This window comes from Bordetella genomosp. 5 (assembly GCF_002261475.1).
Classification (GTDB): Bacteria; Pseudomonadota; Gammaproteobacteria; order Burkholderiales; family Burkholderiaceae_B; genus Bordetella.
The window spans coordinates 183609-199947 of sequence record NZ_NEVN01000005.1 but is presented as its reverse complement, the minus strand read 5'-3'; the positions used below and the strand labels follow the sequence as shown (position 1 = coordinate 199947).

Here is a 16339-nt window from a genome sequence, read left to right as displayed (position 1 = left end):
TACACCGCAGCGCATTGACGCGCGCCACGGTGTCTGGGTGGTCGCGCCTTCAGCCGGCCTGCTTGCGCCAGGCGGTGTAGGTGAGGTCGGGCGTGTCGGACGCCACCAGCACGTTGCGTTCGACGTCGATCATGGCGTAACCCTGGGCGGCGGCCGCGTGGGCCACGCCGCGGGCGAGGGACTGCAAGGCCTCGCCTTCGCCTTGCACGGCGAGCACCAGCGCGCCCTCATCGGCGCGCACCTCGATCGACAGGCCGGGCATCTCGATGTGCGCGGTTTCGGCCAGCGTATCGCTGTCGTCTTCGTCGAGGTCGATCTCGCCGCCGGTCTGGTCGGCGTCGTCCGTTTCGTCCCAATCCAGCGACGGGAACAGGGCCTCCGCGAGGTCGGCGTAGTCGTCGACGGTGGCGTCGAGATCTTCCTGCAGGGTGGCGAGCGACTTGGGCGGGTACAGCGTTTTGACCAGCACGAATTCCTGGCTCATGGGCGATGCTCCGAAACGGTTGACGATGCGTGGGCATCGGGTGACTGGAGCATAACCCGCCCGTGCACCGCGCACGCGCCAGACTCAGGCGTCTTTCCGCGCCCGTGCATCGAAGGCCGCGCGCGAGCCTTCGATGGTGTTCAGATTCTGCTGAGCCCACACCCACACGCCGCAGAAGGCTTCGCCGAGCCCGAGGCCGAGGTCGGTCAGCTGATACTCGACCTTGGGCGGCACCACCGGATAGACCGTGCGCAGCACCAGACCTTCGCGCTCCATGTCGCGCAGCGTCTGCGTCAGCATCTTCTGGCTGATTCCGCTCACTTGGCGCGCCAGTTGCGTGAACCGCAGCGCGCCGTGCTCGGCGAGCACTTCGAGGATGATCATCGTCCACTTGTCGGCGACGCGTGCGATCACGTCGTTGACGAGCGCCTGCACGCGCGGATCCGGCTTGTGCTCCTGTGCCAGCTTGCGTCGCACCTCGAGGTGCCGGGCCTTGTCGATCGGCATTTTCCTGCCTCCATCGCTGGGCGACTGCCGCCCACCATTGGCCGCTTCCGGGCACGACGCCCGGGAGAGACCCTTTACTCTCTTTCAGGTAAGTATAGTACTTAAAGGTGCCTACTTCCCATTGGAGAGTGTACAACCCTAAGCTGGCGGCCATCGTGCAACTCCCCCTCGTCGAGGGTCTCGCTCATGTCCTCCTCCTCATCGTCGTCCGCTTCCCCTGCCCCGCGTCTCGTCGAACGCATCCTTGCGATCGAACCGCCCGAACGCTTTGCCGTCGCGGCCGGCATGGCCATGTTCTTCCTGCTGTTCACGGCCTACTTCATGCTGCGCCCCGTGCGCGAAACCATGGGCGTCGCCGCCGGCGTCAACAATCTGCAGTGGTTGTTCTCGGCCACCTTCGTGGCGACGCTGGCCGTGCTGCCGCTGTTCGGCTGGCTGGCGGGCAAGGTGTCGCGCCGCACCTTGCTGCCCTGGCTCTACGGCGCCTGCGCACTGATGCTGGCGGGCTTTGCCGCGCTGTTCACCGTCGCGCCCGGTTCGCTCTGGACCATGCGGGCCTTCTATATCTGGCTGTCGGTGTTCAACCTGCTCGCGATCTCCTTGGCCTGGAGCGTGCTGGCCGACGTGCTCGCCGCCGACCAGGCCAAGCGCACGTTCGCGCTGGTCGCCGCGGGTGCGAGCGTGGGCGGACTGGCCGGACCGGTGCTCGGCACCCTGCTGGTCGGCCCGCTCGGACACGCGGGCCTGCTGCTGCTGTCGGCCCTGATGCTGGGTGCCAGCGCGGCCTGCGCCGTGGCCCTGCATCGATGGCGCGACGCCCACCCCCTGCCGGCCCTGCCCGACGGCAGGCCCGCGCCCGAGACGGCGCGCCGCAGCCGGCCCCTGGGCGGCAACCCGTTCGCGGGCGCCACCCTGACGCTGCGCTCGCCGTATCTGCTCGGCATCACCGCCTTCGTGCTGCTGCTCGCCAGCGTCAACACCTTTCTCTATTTCGAACAGGCCCGGCTGGTGGCCGAGCACTTCCCGGATCGCATTACCCAGACCCAGGTGTTCGGCACGATCGACGCCGCGGTGCAGGCGCTCTCGCTGCTGGTGCAGGCCCTGATCACCGGGCGCCTGGCGCGGCGGATGGGGATCGGCGTTCTGCTGGTATCGGTGCCGCTCGTGATGGCGCTCGGCATGCTGGCGCTCGCCGTCGCCCCGCTGTTCGCGATCTTCGTGGCCGTGATGGTGGTGCGCCGCGTGGGCGAGTACGCGCTGGTGCGGCCGGGCCGCGAGATGCTCTACACGGTCGTGCCCGCCGAACAAAAGTACAAGGCCAAGAGTTTCATCGACACCGTCGTGTATCGGGCCGGCGACGCGCTGAGCGGCTGGCTCAAGCGCGCCATCGACGTTCTGAGCGAGAGCCCCGCCGTGGCGATGGTGGTCGGCGCGCTGCTCGCGCTGGCCTGGGGCTGCTGCGGGCTGTTTCTCGGCCGCCGCGAGCGTGCGCTCGAAGCCGACCGCACGCCGGCCTGAAGGCCCCTCAACTCGTGTCCCTGGCGCCGCGAGCACGTCGAGGCGCCTTCCCACCCCGTCCTGGAGACCCGCATGACCTTCTCTCCCTCGCTTGCATCCCCCTCTCTGCCCCACGACACCTGGACCGCCCGCCTCGCCGCAATGCCGCGCGGCATGCTGGCGGCCGCCACCTTGCTGGCCGCCAGCCTGTTCGGCGCCGAGGCCCACAGCGCGGCGCCGGCACGTGACGCGGCCGCCTCGTCCGCCCCCTCCGAGGGCACGGCGCTGCGCCCCACCGGCAACACCATCCTCATCACCGGCGGCGGCTCCGGCATCGGCCGCGAGCTCGCGCAACGCTTCCATGCCCTCGGCAACACGGTCATCATCACGGGACGACGGCTCGAACCGCTGCGCGAGACCATCGGCGATCGCGACCGGATGGTGGCGCTCACGCTCGACCTCGATGATCCGCAGGCGATCGACGCGTTTGCACGGCGCGTCGTGGCGGAGCATCCGGCGCTCAATGTCCTGATCAACAACGCCGGCATCATGCGCTACGAGGACGTGGGCAGCCAGCACGACCTGCGCGACGCGCAGGCGCAGATCACCACCAATCTGCTCGGCCCGATCCGCATGAACAACGCCCTGATCGAACATCTGAAGACGCGTCCGGGCGCGGCGCTGGTAAACGTCTCGTCCGGCCTGGCCTTCGTGCCGCGCGCGGATGCCGCCATCTACAGCGCCACCAAGGCTGCGGTTCACTCCTACACCCAATCGTTGCGGCAGCAACTAAAAGGCCAGGTGCGGGTGATAGAGCTGATCCCGCCGGGCGTGCAGACCGAACTCACGCCGGGTCAGTCGGTGCGTGAGGGCTTTCTGCCGCTGAACGCCTTCATGGAGGAAGTCATGGCGCTGTTCCAGCAGCAGCCCGTGCCCGACGAGATCGTGGTGCAGCGTGCCCACTTCCAGCGCTACGCCGAACGCGAGAATCGCCACGCCGAGGCCTTCGCCCGGATCAACGCGGCTGTGCCGCGCTAACGCAACGAGGGCGCCTCGATGAGGCGCCCTCGTTCATGCCGGCGTCACGTGGGGTCACCGGGAACCGGCTGCCCGCCACGCGCGCGAGGAGAATCCGCTTCAGCCCTTGATGAAGGCCAGCAGGTCGGCGTTGAGCACGTCGGCGTTGATGGTGAGCATGCCGTGCGAATAGCCCTCGTAGACCTTGAGCGTGCCGTTCTTCAGCAGCTTGACGGCCAGACGCGACGCGGCATCGATCGGCACGACCTGGTCGTCGTCGCCATGCATCACCAGCGTGGGCACTTCGATGGCCTTGAGGTCTTCGGTCTGGTCGGTCTCGGAGAAGGCCTTGATGCCTTCGTAGTGCGCCTTGGCGCTGCCGTTCATGCCCTGACGCCACCAGTTCTGAATCACCGGTTCGATGACCTTGGCGCCCGGACGGTTGAAGCCGTAGAACGGGCCGGCGGCCACTTCGTGGAAGAAATCCGCACGATTGGCGGCCAGCGCGGCGCGGAAGCCGTCGAACACCTCCAGCGGCGTGCCGTTGGGGTTGCTGTCGGTCTTGAGCATGAGCGGGGGCACCGCGCTCACCAGCACCGCCTTGGCCACGCGGCCCTGCGGTTGGCCATGCCGGGCCACGTAGCGCGCCACTTCGCCGCCACCGGTCGAGTGACCGATGTGCACGGCATTGCGCAGGTCCAGATGCTCGGCCACGGCGGCCGCGTCGGCGGCGTAGTGGTCCATGTCATGGCCATCGCTCACCTGCGCCGAGCGGCCGTGGCCGCGGCGGTCGTGCGCCACGACACGAAAACCCTTGTTCACGAAGAACAGCATCTGGGCGTCCCAGTCGTCGCTGGAGAGCGGCCAACCGTGGTGAAACACAATGGGTTGGGCCGACTTGGGGCCCCAATCTTTGAAGAAAATCTCGACGCCGTCTTTCGTGGTGATCGTGCTCATGGTCTGGTTGCTCCGGGGGGTGTGAGTGGAAGAGGACCGCAAGACAAGATTAGGGAAACCGGCGCCGTCGCGAAATCCTACCGTGGGGTCGGAGCGCCATACCAACGTATGTATAGCAGCGCGGCGATGGCGTGTCATGCACGCGACGATGAAACACCGCGAAAAGAAAACGGGGCTTCGGCAAGCACATGTAACCCGGGCCGGCGTCGTGATTCAGTCGAGCGCGTCGGCCAGACAGCGCGCCATGATGTCGCCGTCGACCGGCTTCTCGAGCCAGGCGCGCGCGCCGCTGGCGAGCATGCGCGATCGGATGGCCTCGGTGGAAAACGCTGTCATGAAGATCATCGGGAAGCGGCAATCGGCGGCGATCAGGGCCGCCTGCAACGCTTCGCCGGTCATGGGCGCCATCTGGATGTCCGACACCAGACAGTCGGGATAGCCTTCGTCGAGACTGGCCAGAAACGCGGGCGCCGACGCATAGGCGCGCACGCGATAGCCGAGCGAACGGATCAGGCTGGACAGCGAGGTGCGGACCCCATCGTCGTCATCGACGATCGCTATCGTGGGAACGTGATTCATATACGAAATCCTTCGGGCCGCGGTCAGCACGAGCGTGCATCGAAACGCGGCAGTCTCCGTTATGAACCTTATTGACCATAAGGAAAATCATACAGAGGTTTGCCGGCGTTTCGGCTCAGCGGGGCGAAATGCCCAGCGCGTGGGCCTGCCGCACCAAATCCGCCAGCGACCGCACGCCCATCTTGCGCATGACGTTGCCCCGATGGATCTTCACGGTGATCTCGCTCAGACCGATCAAGCCCGCCACCTGCTTGTTCATCAGCCCCGAGACCACATGGCCCATGACTTCGCGCTCGCGCGCCGTGAGCGTCTCGTAGGCGGCCTTCAGCCCGCGCAGCGCGGCCGATTCGGCGCGTCGCTCGGTGTCGCGCTCGATGGCGGTGGTGACCGCGTCCAGCATGTCCTGCTCGCGGAACGGCTTGGCCAGAAAATCCACCGCCCCCGCCTTCATCGCCTTCACCGTCATGGGGATGTCGCCATGTCCGGTCATGAAGACGATCGGCAGGTCCATGCCATGGGCCGCCAGCTGCGCCTGAAAATCGAGGCCGCTGATGCCCGGCAGACGCACGTCCAGCACGATGCAGCCCGGGGTGTCCGGCATTTTCGATTGCAGCAGCTCGGCCGGCGCGGCGTGCAGTTGCGTGCGCAACCCGACCGAGCGGAACAGGCTGTCGAGCGAATCGCGCACCGGCGCCTCGTCGTCGACGATGATCACGAGCGGCTCGCGGGCGGGCACGGTCTGGCCCGGCGGCACGGAAGAGAAAGGACGATTCATGCGTGAGCTCCAGCGTGCGCCACGGCCAGCGTGAGATGAAAGACGGCGCCCGGACCGTCGGTGTCGGCGAGCGTGAGCGTGCCGCCATGCGCCTGGATGGTCGTGCGGCAGATGGCCAGCCCCATTCCCATGCCGGTGGGCTTGGTCGTGAAGAAAGGATCGAACAGCCGTTCGCGGTCGGCCGCGGCGATGCCGGGGCCGGTATCGCGCAGCACAATGGCGACCTGGTCCGGCGCCTGCTGTGAGGCGGTGATCGACAGCGCGCGCGGGCCCGGCTGCTCCGCCATCGCCTGACACGCGTTGACCATCAGGTTCACCAGGACCTGCTGCAACTGGATGCGATCGCCGAGGATCTCCGGCAGGCCGGCCGTGATGTCCAGCCGCAGCTCCACCCGCTCGCGCGAGAGCTCGTGCGCCACCAGGCGGGCGGCCTCTTCGATGATGGCGGCCGGCGCGAGCGCATCGTGCTGCACCGGCGCCTTGCGCAGAAAGGCCTGCACCCGCTTGACGATCTCGGAGGCGCGACGCGCCTCCGCCCCGATGCGGGCCAGCGCCGTCTCGACCTCGTGCAGGTCGGGCGGATCCCGCCTGAGCCAGCGCATGCCGGCGTCGCTGCTGGTGGCCACCGCCATCAGCGGCTGGTTGACCTCGTGCGCGATCGACGCCGTCAGCTCGCCGAGCGTCGCCACGCGCGCGGCGTGCGCGATCTCGGCCTGGGCCTGCAGCAATGCGTCGTGGGCCTGCTTGCGGTCCGTGTTGTCCACCACGAAGACCAGCACGCAGCCTTCGGGATCGTCGGCCGCGGGATAGGTGATGGTGAACAGCACCGGCACCAGCGTGCCGTCGGCGCGGATCATGTCGGTCTCGCCCTCGTGGAACGGCTCGCCGCGCGCGAAGGCGACGAGCGCGTCGGCGAAGCTGCGATCGCCCGGGCTCAGCACGTCGTCCACGCTGTGCGGCGCGTTGCGCTCGAGACGTCCGGTCATGGCCTCGAACGCCGGATTCACGTCATCGATGCGCACGCAGCAGCGGATGCGCCGCACGTCTTCGGGATGGCTGGCGAAGTGGCGCGCGAGCCCATCGGCGTCGGGCGCGAGACGCGCCAGCTCGGCCGGCACGGCGGACCAGTCTTCCTGGACCACGCCGATGCGGCTGGCATCGAACATGCGCCGATAGCGGCGCTCGCTGGCCACCACCGCCGCGTGCGCCGCCTCGCGGTCCGTCACGTCGGTGTGCGTCTCCATGACCGCGAGCGGCCGCCCTTCGGGGCCGTACTGCACGACCCAGCGGCTCGAAAGCGACAGCGTCGCCCCCGTACGCGTGACCTGCCGCAGGGTGCCATCCCAGCGGCCGGTCCGCATCAGCTCGACCTCGATGGCCGCGCGCTGCTCCGCATAGCGGGTCTGAAGCAACTCATCGGCCACGCGGCCGATGGCTTCGCGGGCGGGCCAGCCATAGATGTCTTCGGCCGTGCGGTTCCAGAACGTGATCACGCCCTGGCGATCCCGCACGAAGATCATGTCGTGCGACAGGTCGAGCAGGCGCGCCTGGGCCGCGAGGCGACGGGTCGCGCGCTGGTTCTGCAACGCCAGCACGCCCGCGATCGCGATGGCGGCCAGACTCACGAAGGCGCGCACGGTGGGCGCGCCGACATGGCGCAATCCGTGCGAGTCGATGTAGGCCACCAGGGTCAGGAGCAGCGTGCCCAGCGCGGCAAGCCAGATGTCGCGGCCGCGCGCGGTGCGCGCCGCCATCAGCACCACCAGCACGTACAGCACCGCCACCGCCCCTTCGACGGTCGTGAAGGTGTCGACGAGGAAGATGCCCAGCGCCAGCAGGCCGGCACCCACGCGCCAGACGGCGGGAGACGCGCCGGCTTCGACGGGGTCGGCGGCAAACGCACCAGGGATCGGTGTCGGGCGCGATGCCCGCACAGGCGGCGTGGACAAGAAGGCACCTCCAGGATGCGGGCCGCCGTGGGGGCCCGGGCGCGCTCATTATCAGACATCGCCGGGCCGAACGCACTCGCACCCGAGCATATGGTGGCCTAAACCAAAGTATGACGGCGAAAAACGATGAGCCGATTCATGCCGGCGCGGCGCGCCGATAAGCTGTTTTCCATCGGGCACCACCCCCTCACAGCCCGGTCCGACGGACGGTCGCACCCGCACCGCCTGCCGGCCTCTCCCCTACCCGCATGGAGCTCGTCATGACCGACCTCACGCTTCCCGCCAGCCTGCGCGCCCCGCTGCGCACCCCCACCGACCTGGGCGCAGACGCCACCGCCGACATCTCCGCCGCGCTGACCACGCTGCTGGCCGACGTGTTCGCGCTGTACCTGAAGACCAAGAATTTCCACTGGCACATGTCGGGCCCGCACTTCCGCGATTACCACCTGCTGCTCGACGAACAGGGCGACGAGATCTACGCCACCACCGACGCCATCGCCGAGCGGGCCCGCAAGGTAGGCGGCACCACGCTGCGCTCGATCGGCCATATTCATCGCCTGCAGCGCCTGCTCGACAACGACGCCGAGTACGTGACGCCGCAGGACATGCTGGCCGAACTCGCGGACGACAATCGCCAGCTCACCGGCTTTCTGCGCGCTACCCACGTGGTCTGCGATGCCCACAACGACGTCGCCACCGCCAGCCTGATCGAAAACTGGATCGACGAAGCCGAGCGCCGCAGCTGGTTCCTGTTCGAATCGACCCGCGCGCCGCGCTGAACCCCGCCACGTCCACCGGAACCCATCATGTCGCATGCGCAAACCCTGACAGCCCTGCCCGCGGGCACCGCCGCGCCGCCGTTCTCGCTACCCGCCACCCCGGACCAGCGTGTGTCGCTGGATGAATTGCTCGGTCGCCCGCTGATCCTGGCGTTCTACCCGGCCGACTGGAGCCCGGTGTGCGGCGACCAGATGGCCTTCTACAACGAAGTGCTGCCGGAGTTTCATCGCGCCGGCGCGCAACTCGTGGGCATTTCGGTGGACGGCGTGTGGTGCCACGCGGCATTCGCGGCCGACCGGCATCTGCATTTTCCGCTGCTGGCCGACTTCGAGCCCAAGGGCGCCGTCGCCCGCAGCTACGGGGTGTACCGCGAGGCCGAAGGCATCTGCGAGCGGGCCCTGTTCGTGATCGACGCCCGCGGCGTGATCCGGTGGAGTTACGTGTCCCCGCTCGGCATTAATCCGGGTGCCGACGGCATCTTCGAGGCGCTCGACGCGCTCGGCGCCGCCGCTACCCAAGCCGCCGTTCAACCCGCCTCTCAACCCGCTTCCGGAGCGCAATCATGAGCCGCCTGATCTATCCCGTCGACGCCCAGGATCACTCGCAGGGCCCGGCCGACGCGCCGGTCACCCTGGTGGAGTATGGCGATTACGAATGTCCGTATTGCGGCCAGGCCTACCCGATCATCCAGGAAGTGCAACGCGCGCTGGGCGACCAGCTGCGCTTCGTGTTTCGCAACTTCCCGATCACCGAGCTGCACCCGCACGCGGTGATGGCGGCGCAGTTTGCCGAGGCCGCTGCCCGCGAGGGCAAGTTCTGGCAAGCCCACGACATGCTGTATGAAAATCAGCAGGCGCTGCGGCTGCCCGACCTGCTGGCCTATGGCCGCACGCTCGGCCTCGCGCCCGCCGCGCTCGACGAAGCCTTCGCCGGCGCGCACGATGCACGCATCCAGCGCGACTTCCAGGGCGGTATCCGCAGCGGGGTCAATGGCACGCCCACCCTCTTTATCGAGGGCACGCGCTACGACGGCGAGCGCGACGCGGCCAGCCTGATCGAGGCTCTGCGCGCACGGGCTCGCGGCGCGTAGGCCACCCGGCGCGCTTTGCGTCAGAGCTTGGCCACCGACACCTCCGTCGCCTTCACGAAGGCCAGCACCTCCGTGCCGACCTGCAGGTCCAGCTCCTTGACCGAGCGCGTCGTGATTACCGACGTGACGATCCCGGCGGGCGTGTCGATGTCCACCTCGGACACGACGGAGCCCAGCACGATCTCGCGGATCTTGCCGCGAAACTGGTTGCGGGCGTTGATGGATTGAATGGCCATGCGTAACTCCTGTTGCGGATGAGAGTGATATGAGCGCGTGCCGTGCGCGGGCACGCGTTGCGGTTATTACGCGGCACCGATCAGGCGGATGTCCTGCGCGCCGGCGCGTTCGAGTTGCTCCACCAGCCCCAGCTCCCAGTCCAGATAGGCCTGGAAGCCGGCATTGCGTGCCCCGATGTCGTCCAGGTGATAAGGGCTGATGTCCTGGTCATCGTCGCCCGTCAGCACGCCCGCCGGCCCGGTGGCCAGCGGCAGGCCCTGTGCCTGCCAGGCCCGGGTGCCCCCGGCCAGTGCATACACGGCGGGCGCATTGGCGTCGCGCCTGAGCTGCCAGCGCAGCTCCGTGGCCACCGATTGCGCCAGCACGCCGTCGTCGGACACGATCACCACGCGACGTGCCGCCGGCTCCGCGAGCAGCGCCGGCAGGCGATCGGGCGCCGCGAAACGCGCGCCGCGCACATGACCGCGCTCGTAGGCCTGGCGCCGGTCCACGTCGTACACCTGCGTGTCGCCCGCCTCCTGCCAGCCCTGCAGCACCTGCGGGCGGACCGTCGGCGCCGCCTCGCGATGACGCAGCACGCGGACGCGCTCGGCGCCGGTCTCGAGCGCCACCGGCACGGCCGGCTTGCCCGCCACGGGCGCGGCCGGCTCGAGCGCCGCCGCAAAAAGATAGACCTCCACCGCGCCCAGCTGCCTGAGCCAGGCCGCGGTGGTCAGTGCCCGCACGCCGTCGTGGTCGGCCAGCACGACCCGGGCGCGGCGCGTGCCGACGTATTCGTCGGTGGCCTGCACCAGCTGCCCGCCCGGCGCCCAGCGCCAGCCCGGCAGATGACCGGCCTCGTACTCCTCGCGGGTGCGGATGTCGAAGCGGTAGAGGCTGCGTTCGCCGGCGGCGGCTTCGTCCTCGAAGCTGGCCAGGCGTGCGGCGTCGATGTATTCCACCCCCGCCTGCGCGATTACCGAGCGGGCGCGTTCGCGCGCCTGGGCAAGATGCGCCGGCGCCGGTTCGGGCAAGGCCGCATGGCGCCCGTAGGCCAGCTCGCGGCCGGACAGCAGCCATTCCATCGTGCCGTTTTTCAACGACGCGACCCGATTCGGAATGCCCGCGTCGATCAGGGTCTGCGCGCCCACGATCGAGCGCGTGCGGCCCGCGCAGTTCACGACGACGAAGGTCTCGGGGTCCGGCGCCAGTTCGCCGATGCGATAGACCAGCTCGGCGCCCGGCAGGCTGTGCGAGAACGGCAGCGTGAAGTTGTGAAATTCTTCGGTGGTGCGGCTGTCGACCACCAGGATGTTCTCGCCGGCGCCAACCCGGGCCGCGAGCTCGTCCACGTCGATCCAGGGCGTGTGCTTCTCGTGCTCGATGACTTCGCCGAAGGCCTTGCTCGGCACATTGGTACCCCAGAACACTTCCCGGCCCGAGGCTTCCCAGCCGCGCGTGCCGCCGGCGAGCACGGCCACGTCGATGTAGCCCAGCCGGGTCAGCTTGCCCGCCGCGTCGTGGGCGATCGTTTCGTCCTCGTCGGTCACGACGATGCGGGTGCCGCGGCGCGGCACCAGGCGGTCGATGCGCTGCTCCAGACGCCACAGCGGGGCGTTCGCCGCTTCGAGGATGTGGCGTTCGGCGTAGCGCCCCGCCTCGCGCACGTCCAGCAGCGCGATCTCGCCGGTGGCGCGCAGCGCGCGCTCGAGCTCGGCGGCGTCGACCCGCGCGTGGAAGATCGCGGCGGGCGGACCGAAGGTGCGCGACGCGCCACCGGCCGTGCTCTCGAACACCACGCGCCCCGGCAGGCGATCGAGCGCCAGACCATAAAAATGCAGATGCGCGCCCGAGGTGTCGCCGATCAGTTCGATCGTGTGCACGTCATCGGGCTGCAGCACGATGGAGCCACCCGCGCCCACGTCGACCCGCCGCACATGAGTGAGCGTCTCGTGGCCGGCGCTCGCGCCCGGGCCACGGGCGTAAACCTCGTTGCGCTCGTCGCCGCGCACGCCGGCGATGATGGCCCAGGTAGTGTGGTCATGCGGCGGCTGCGCCTTGCCCGCCTCGCCCAGGGATAGATACAGGGCGTACGCCCCGTCGGTGTCTTCGGCCAGTCGGTAGATCGACGCCGGGCGGCCGGGCTGCAAGGCGAAGGCCTCGGCCGCGAACAGTTCGGTGCGCGCCGCGAGCCCGCGCAGCAGCGCGGCCGCCGCCTCCAGCTGGGCGGGCGTGGCCCGGGCCGGATCGGGCAGGATGGCGCGCACGTCGGCGATGAACGCCGCGACGGCGCGCGAACGCGTGGTCTGAAGAGAGAGATCGGAGCTGGGCGGCAACGTGGTCATGGGGATTCCGTGGTGGCGTCGGGGTCCGGGATGCGATCCCGGCCGGGATGCAGCCAAGACTACGGCGCTGCGGTCCAGCGCGACAACGCAGAAAACCGACTATCCATATGCGCGCGGACGGCGCGCCGCGACGCATAAGGACATACGAAAAACGTCGTTCCGCGGCCCCCTGCGGCTCCCTAGCATCGTGGCCTTCAGTTCCTCGATGCCGTGCACGACGCGGCGTCCTCCGATTCATCCGCCACAGGGTACGCCCCCATGTCCGCTCAATCCCCCGCGCCCGCCGCGCGGCGCGCCGCCGTCAGCGTGGCCGTCGACGTCGGCGGCACCTTTACCGATATCGTGCTGGAGCAGGGCGAGCTGCGCCGCTCCGCCAAGCTGCTCACCACCCCCGCCGCGCCCGAGCAGGCCGTCCTCGCCGGCATCGGCGAACTGCTCGAGGCCGCCGGCCTGGGCTGGCCCGCCGTGGAGCGTCTCGTGCTCGGCACCACGCTCGCCACCAACGCGCTGATCGAGCGCAAGGGCGCCCGCACCGCGCTCATCACGACCGCCGGCTTTCGTGACCTGGTCGAGATCGGTCTGGAAGACCGCTATGCGCAATACGATATTTTTCTGGACAAGCCGCAGCCGCTGGTGCGGCGCGACTGGCGCCATGGCGTCGCCGAGCGCGTGGATGCGCAAGGCCGGGTGCTGACGCCGCTCGACGAAGCCGAAGTCCGGGCCCTGGCGGCCCGGCTGCTTGACGACGGTATCGAAAGCGTGGCCGTGTGCCTGCTGCACAGCTACGCCCACCCGGCGCACGAGCGCCGCATCCGCGAGCTGTTGCGCGACGTGGCGCCGGCACTGTGGATCTCGCTTTCCTCGGATGTGTGCGCCGAGATCCGCGAGTATCCGCGCCTCTCCACCGTGTGCGCCAACGCCTATGTGCAGCCTCAGGTGTCCGGTTATCTGCGCCGGTTCCAGGACGCGGCGCGCGAACGCGGCCTGCGGGCGGAACCCTTCCTGATGACCTCGGGCGGCGCGATCGCCACCTTGCAGACCGGCGTGGAAGAGCCGGTGCGCCTGGTGGAGTCGGGGCCGGCCGGCGGCGCCATCCTGGCGCAGCACATCGCCGAGCAGGTCGGCGCGGCGCGCGCCCTCTCCTTCGACATGGGCGGCACCACCGCCAAGATCTGCTATATCGACGACTACCAGCCGCAGATCAGCCGCAGCTTCGAGTTCGGCCGCGTGCATCGGCATCTGAAAGGCTCGGGCCTGCCCATCCGGATTCCCGTCATCGAGATGATCGAGATCGGCGCGGGCGGCGGTTCCATCGCGCGCATCAACAACCTGGGCGTGATCCAGGTCGGCCCCGACAGCGCGGGCTCGACGCCCGGCCCGGCCGCCTACGGACTCGGCGGCCAGCACGCGACCGTGACGGACGCGCACGCGGTGCTGGGCACCATCACGCCCGAGCGCTTCGCGGTGGGCAAGGTCGCCCTGGATCCCGATCTCGCGCGGCTCGCCGTCCAGGCCCATCTCGCCCGGCCCGGCAAGCTCACCGATCCCGAAGCCGCCCACGCGGTGCTGGAAGTCGTGACCGAGAACATGGCCAATGCCGCGCGCGTGCACGCCTCCGAGTTGGGCAAGTCCGCCGAGGATCACACGCTGATCGCGTTCGGCGGCGCGGCCCCGCTGCACGCCGCCCTGCTCGCCCGCAAGCTCGGCATCGCCACCGTGATCGTGCCGCAATCGGCTGGCGTGGGCTCGGCCGTGGGCTTTCTGTGGACCCCCATCGCCTACCAGGCCGTGCGCAGCCTGCACCAGCGGCTCGACCGCATCGACACCACGCTGGCCGGCTCGCTGCTCGATGCGCTGGCCGAACAGGTGCGCGGCGTGGTGCGCCGCGCCGCGCCGGACGAACCGATCTCGCTCAAGCGCCAGGTCTATATGCGCTACGCCGGCCAGGGCCATGAAATCGCGATCGATCTGCCGCCGGGGCCCTTCGATGCCGACGCGGTGCACACGCTCGGCCAACACTTTGCCCAGCGATACGCGCAGATCTACGGACGCAGCCTGCCGCATGTGCCGGCCGAGACCGTGAGCTGGTCGGTGGCCGCGCAGGCCGGCGCCCGCCGCGCCATTGCGGCCGACGTGATCGACGCGGCCGGCCGCCAGCCCGCCACGCCGAGCGGCCAGCGCACCCTGTACGACTTCGAGGCGGCGCGCTGGCGCGACGTACCGGTCTACGAGCGCGAGGCCCTGGCCACCGGCCAGATCGTGGCGGGCCCGGCCCTGATCGTCGAAGACGAAACCACCACCCACGTGCCCGACGGCTTCGTCGGCCACCGCAGCCCGCAGGGTTCGCTGGTGCTGCACGACCACCAGCGCGTGCCCACCACGCCCGCCACCTTTCTGGAGACCACGGCATGAGCCCCCTTCCCGCGACCTCCGGCGCCACCGCCAACCAGGCCCGCGCCGCCTCCGCCCTCTCGCGCATCCGCCATCAGCTGGCCTGGAACCGCCTGTTGTCCGTCGTGGAAGAGCAGGCCCAGGTGCTGATCCGTTCGGCCTTCGGCACCGCCACGCGCGAAGCCGGCGACCTGTCGGCCGGTGTGTTCCTGCCCGACGGCCGCATGATCGCTCAGGCGGTCACCGGCACGCCGGGCCACGTCAACGCCATGGCCGAATCGGTCAAGCACTTCCTCGATGTCTTCCCGGCGGAATCGCTGCAGGACGGCGACGTGCTGCTCACCAACGATCCCTGGAAAGGCACGGGCCATCTGTTCGACATGACGATGGTCTCGCCGGTCTTTCACGAAGGACGTCTGGTCGCGTTGTTCGCATCGACGCTGCATGTGATCGACATCGGCGGCATCGGCAGCAGCGCGGACGGCCTCGAGGTCTATCACGAGGGACTGTTCCTGCCGATCCTGAAGCTGTTCCATGCCCACAAGCCCGACCCGGGCGTGCTGGCCATCATCCGCGCCAACGTGCGCGAGCCAGAGCAGGTCGAAGGCGACCTGTATGCGCTGGTGGCCTGCAATGAGGTCGGCGGACGCCGGCTCAAGGACCTGCTGCGCGAGTTCCACCTCGACGACCTCAACGCCCTGGGCAACACCATCATCGAGCAATCGCGGCTGGCGATGCTGCACGCGATCGCCGCCTGGCCGCAGGGCAGCTGGACCAACCTGCTGACCATCGACGGCTACGACGCCCCGATCGAACTGAGCGCGCGCGTCACGATCGAGCCCGGCCGCATCCTGGTCGATTTCGACGGCACCTCGGCGCAGGTGGCCCGCGGGATCAACGTGGTCAAGGCCTACACCGACGCCTATACCTCCTTTGGCATCCGCTGCCTGATCGGTGCCGACGTGCCGAACAACGCCGGCTCGCTGTCGGTCGTGCAGGTCAGCGCGCCCGAGGGCTCGATCCTGAACGCCCGCTTTCCGGCCGCCGTGACGGCGCGCCACATCATCGGCCAGATGCTGCCGGACGTGGTCTTCGGCGCGCTGCGGCAGGCGCGGCCCGACCAGGTGCCGGCGGAAGGCAGCTCCTCGCTGTGGAACCTGCATCTGGTGGGCGGCGAACCGCTGGCCGGCGCCAGCGCCGAGCAGAACGCGGCGCTGATCGCCGGCCGGCGCTTCAATGCCGTCAGCTTTTCGACCGGCGGCACGGGCGCACGGCCCGGCAAGGACGGCCTGTCGGTCACCTCGTATCCCAGCGGCGTGCGCAACGTGTCGATCGAGATCCTCGAGGCGGCCAATCCGCTGGTGTTCGAACGCAAGGAGTATCGCGCCGACTCGGGCGGCGCGGGCACCCAGCGCGGCGGCCTGGGCCAGACCATTGCGCTGCGGCACGCCGATCCCGGCGCCGCCATGATTCTCGCCGCCGCCTTCGATCGCGTCGTCCACCCGGCCAGGGGCGCGCTCGGCGGCCACGATGGCGCGCCCGGCCGGCTCGCGCTGGCCTCTGGCGCCGCCTTGCGCGCCAAGGGCCGCCAGTTGATTCCCGCGGGCGACACGCTGGTCGTGCACACGCCCGGCGGCGGTGGGCTCGGCGATCCCGCGCAGCGCGATCCCGCCGCCGTGCGAACCGACCTGCGCCTCGGCCTGGTCACGGCCGACGCCACAGCTCAGGCCGCACGAAACGGTTGAGCCCGCA

The 16339-nt window shown here is 69.5% G+C and carries 15 protein-coding genes; 7 read left to right on the top strand and 8 right to left on the bottom strand.

The genetic code is table 11. From position 1 onward, the window contains the following. Nucleotides 1-49 precede the first annotated feature (49 nt). Together CEK29_RS11015 and CEK29_RS11010 are read right to left on the bottom strand one after the other, a co-directional pair. A complete protein-coding gene (locus CEK29_RS11015; protein WP_094799782.1) occupies nucleotides 50-484 on the bottom strand; it encodes a hypothetical protein in 435 nt (144 codons plus the stop codon). Nucleotides 485-568: 84 nt separating this feature from the next. Continuing rightward, a complete protein-coding gene (locus CEK29_RS11010) occupies nucleotides 569-991 on the bottom strand; it encodes a winged helix-turn-helix transcriptional regulator (protein WP_094858097.1) in 423 nt (140 codons plus the stop codon). A 186-nt stretch (nucleotides 992-1177) separates the two neighbouring features. On the opposite strand from CEK29_RS11010, the gene CEK29_RS11005 reads away from it, so the two are divergent. Together CEK29_RS11005 and CEK29_RS11000 are read left to right on the top strand one after the other, a co-directional pair. Continuing rightward, nucleotides 1178-2509 carry an NTP/NDP exchange transporter gene (locus tag CEK29_RS11005; protein ID WP_094858096.1) on the top strand — a complete coding sequence of 444 codons (1332 nt, stop codon included), beginning with the start codon at nucleotides 1178-1180 and terminating at the stop codon, nucleotides 2507-2509. Nucleotides 2510-2581: 72 nt separating this feature from the next. Further along, nucleotides 2582-3526 (top strand): SDR family oxidoreductase, encoded by a 945-nt coding sequence (locus CEK29_RS11000; RefSeq protein ID WP_255176131.1) that lies wholly within the window; start codon nucleotides 2582-2584, stop codon nucleotides 3524-3526. Between the two features lie 99 nt (nucleotides 3527-3625). Here CEK29_RS11000 and CEK29_RS10995 read toward each other — a convergent pair whose 3' ends face one another. From CEK29_RS10995 to CEK29_RS10980, 4 genes are all read right to left on the bottom strand, one after another. Continuing rightward, on the bottom strand, nucleotides 3626-4462 hold the full coding sequence (locus CEK29_RS10995; RefSeq protein WP_094799779.1) for an alpha/beta fold hydrolase: 837 nt from the start codon (nucleotides 4460-4462) through the stop codon (nucleotides 3626-3628). Between the two features lie 213 nt (nucleotides 4463-4675). After that, a complete protein-coding gene (locus CEK29_RS10990; RefSeq protein WP_094799778.1) occupies nucleotides 4676-5041 on the bottom strand; it encodes a response regulator transcription factor in 366 nt (121 codons plus the stop codon). A 115-nt stretch (nucleotides 5042-5156) separates the two neighbouring features. Further along, nucleotides 5157-5816, bottom strand: coding sequence for a response regulator transcription factor (locus CEK29_RS10985; protein ID WP_094858095.1), 660 nt, complete (start codon nucleotides 5814-5816; stop codon nucleotides 5157-5159). Beyond that, nucleotides 5813-7765: a PAS domain-containing sensor histidine kinase gene (locus tag CEK29_RS10980; protein ID WP_217903875.1), complete on the bottom strand. Its 1953-nt coding sequence runs from the start codon at nucleotides 7763-7765 to the stop codon at nucleotides 5813-5815. Before CEK29_RS10980 ends, CEK29_RS10985 begins: the two co-directional genes overlap by 4 nt. Nucleotides 7766-8025: 260 nt before the next feature. On the opposite strand from CEK29_RS10980, the gene CEK29_RS10975 reads away from it, so the two are divergent. The 3 genes from CEK29_RS10975 to CEK29_RS10965 are packed head-to-tail and all read left to right on the top strand — an operon-like array spanning nucleotide 8026 to nucleotide 9635. Further along, nucleotides 8026-8544 (top strand): Dps family protein, encoded by a 519-nt coding sequence (locus CEK29_RS10975; protein WP_094858094.1) that lies wholly within the window; start codon nucleotides 8026-8028, stop codon nucleotides 8542-8544. Nucleotides 8545-8571: 27 nt separating this feature from the next. Continuing rightward, on the top strand, nucleotides 8572-9111 hold the full coding sequence (locus tag CEK29_RS10970) for a redoxin domain-containing protein (protein WP_094799775.1): 540 nt from the start codon (nucleotides 8572-8574) through the stop codon (nucleotides 9109-9111). Next, complete coding sequence (locus tag CEK29_RS10965) at nucleotides 9108-9635, top strand: DsbA family protein (RefSeq protein ID WP_094799774.1); 528 nt, start codon at nucleotides 9108-9110, stop codon at nucleotides 9633-9635. Before CEK29_RS10970 ends, CEK29_RS10965 begins: the two co-directional genes overlap by 4 nt. Nucleotides 9636-9655: 20 nt before the next feature. Here the strand turns inward: CEK29_RS10965 and CEK29_RS10960 are convergent, their stop codons facing one another. After that, a complete protein-coding gene (locus CEK29_RS10960) occupies nucleotides 9656-9871 on the bottom strand; it encodes a TOBE domain-containing protein (protein ID WP_056325532.1) in 216 nt (71 codons plus the stop codon). Nucleotides 9872-9937: 66 nt separating this feature from the next. Continuing rightward, nucleotides 9938-12196, bottom strand: coding sequence for a rhodanese-like domain-containing protein (locus CEK29_RS10955; protein WP_094858093.1), 2259 nt, complete (start codon nucleotides 12194-12196; stop codon nucleotides 9938-9940). A gap of 258 nt (nucleotides 12197-12454) precedes the next feature. Between CEK29_RS10955 and CEK29_RS10950 the strand changes: the two genes are divergently transcribed. Continuing rightward, entirely contained in the window at nucleotides 12455-14608 is a 2154-nt protein-coding gene (locus tag CEK29_RS10950; RefSeq protein ID WP_094858092.1) for a hydantoinase/oxoprolinase family protein, read from the top strand. Then, on the top strand, nucleotides 14605-16332 hold the full coding sequence (locus CEK29_RS10945; RefSeq protein ID WP_094858091.1) for a hydantoinase B/oxoprolinase family protein: 1728 nt from the start codon (nucleotides 14605-14607) through the stop codon (nucleotides 16330-16332). Before CEK29_RS10950 ends, CEK29_RS10945 begins: the two co-directional genes overlap by 4 nt. Nucleotides 16333-16339 lie beyond the last annotated feature (7 nt).

Excerpts from the sequence above, each read along its gene's own strand:
- CEK29_RS11015 (WP_094799782.1), bottom strand. The coding sequence starts at position 484 with ATGAGCCAGGAATTCGTGCTGGTCAAAACGCTGTACCCGCCCAAGTCG.
- CEK29_RS11010 (WP_094858097.1), bottom strand. The coding sequence starts at position 991 with ATGCCGATCGACAAGGCCCGGCACCTCGAGGTGCGACGCAAGCTGGCA.
- CEK29_RS11005 (WP_094858096.1), top strand. The coding sequence starts at position 1,178 with ATGTCCTCCTCCTCATCGTCGTCCGCTTCCCCTGCCCCGCGTCTCGTC.
- CEK29_RS11000 (WP_255176131.1), top strand. The coding sequence starts at position 2,582 with ATGACCTTCTCTCCCTCGCTTGCATCCCCCTCTCTGCCCCACGACACC.
- CEK29_RS10995 (WP_094799779.1), bottom strand. The coding sequence starts at position 4,462 with ATGAGCACGATCACCACGAAAGACGGCGTCGAGATTTTCTTCAAAGAT.
- CEK29_RS10990 (WP_094799778.1), bottom strand. The coding sequence starts at position 5,041 with ATGAATCACGTTCCCACGATAGCGATCGTCGATGACGACGATGGGGTC.
- CEK29_RS10985 (WP_094858095.1), bottom strand. The coding sequence starts at position 5,816 with ATGAATCGTCCTTTCTCTTCCGTGCCGCCGGGCCAGACCGTGCCCGCC.
- CEK29_RS10975 (WP_094858094.1), top strand. The coding sequence starts at position 8,026 with ATGACCGACCTCACGCTTCCCGCCAGCCTGCGCGCCCCGCTGCGCACC.
- CEK29_RS10970 (WP_094799775.1), top strand. The coding sequence starts at position 8,572 with ATGTCGCATGCGCAAACCCTGACAGCCCTGCCCGCGGGCACCGCCGCG.
- CEK29_RS10965 (WP_094799774.1), top strand. The coding sequence starts at position 9,108 with ATGAGCCGCCTGATCTATCCCGTCGACGCCCAGGATCACTCGCAGGGC.
- CEK29_RS10960 (WP_056325532.1), bottom strand. The coding sequence starts at position 9,871 with ATGGCCATTCAATCCATCAACGCCCGCAACCAGTTTCGCGGCAAGATC.
- CEK29_RS10955 (WP_094858093.1), bottom strand. The coding sequence starts at position 12,196 with ATGACCACGTTGCCGCCCAGCTCCGATCTCTCTCTTCAGACCACGCGT.
- CEK29_RS10950 (WP_094858092.1), top strand. The coding sequence starts at position 12,455 with ATGTCCGCTCAATCCCCCGCGCCCGCCGCGCGGCGCGCCGCCGTCAGC.
- CEK29_RS10945 (WP_094858091.1), top strand. The coding sequence starts at position 14,605 with ATGAGCCCCCTTCCCGCGACCTCCGGCGCCACCGCCAACCAGGCCCGC.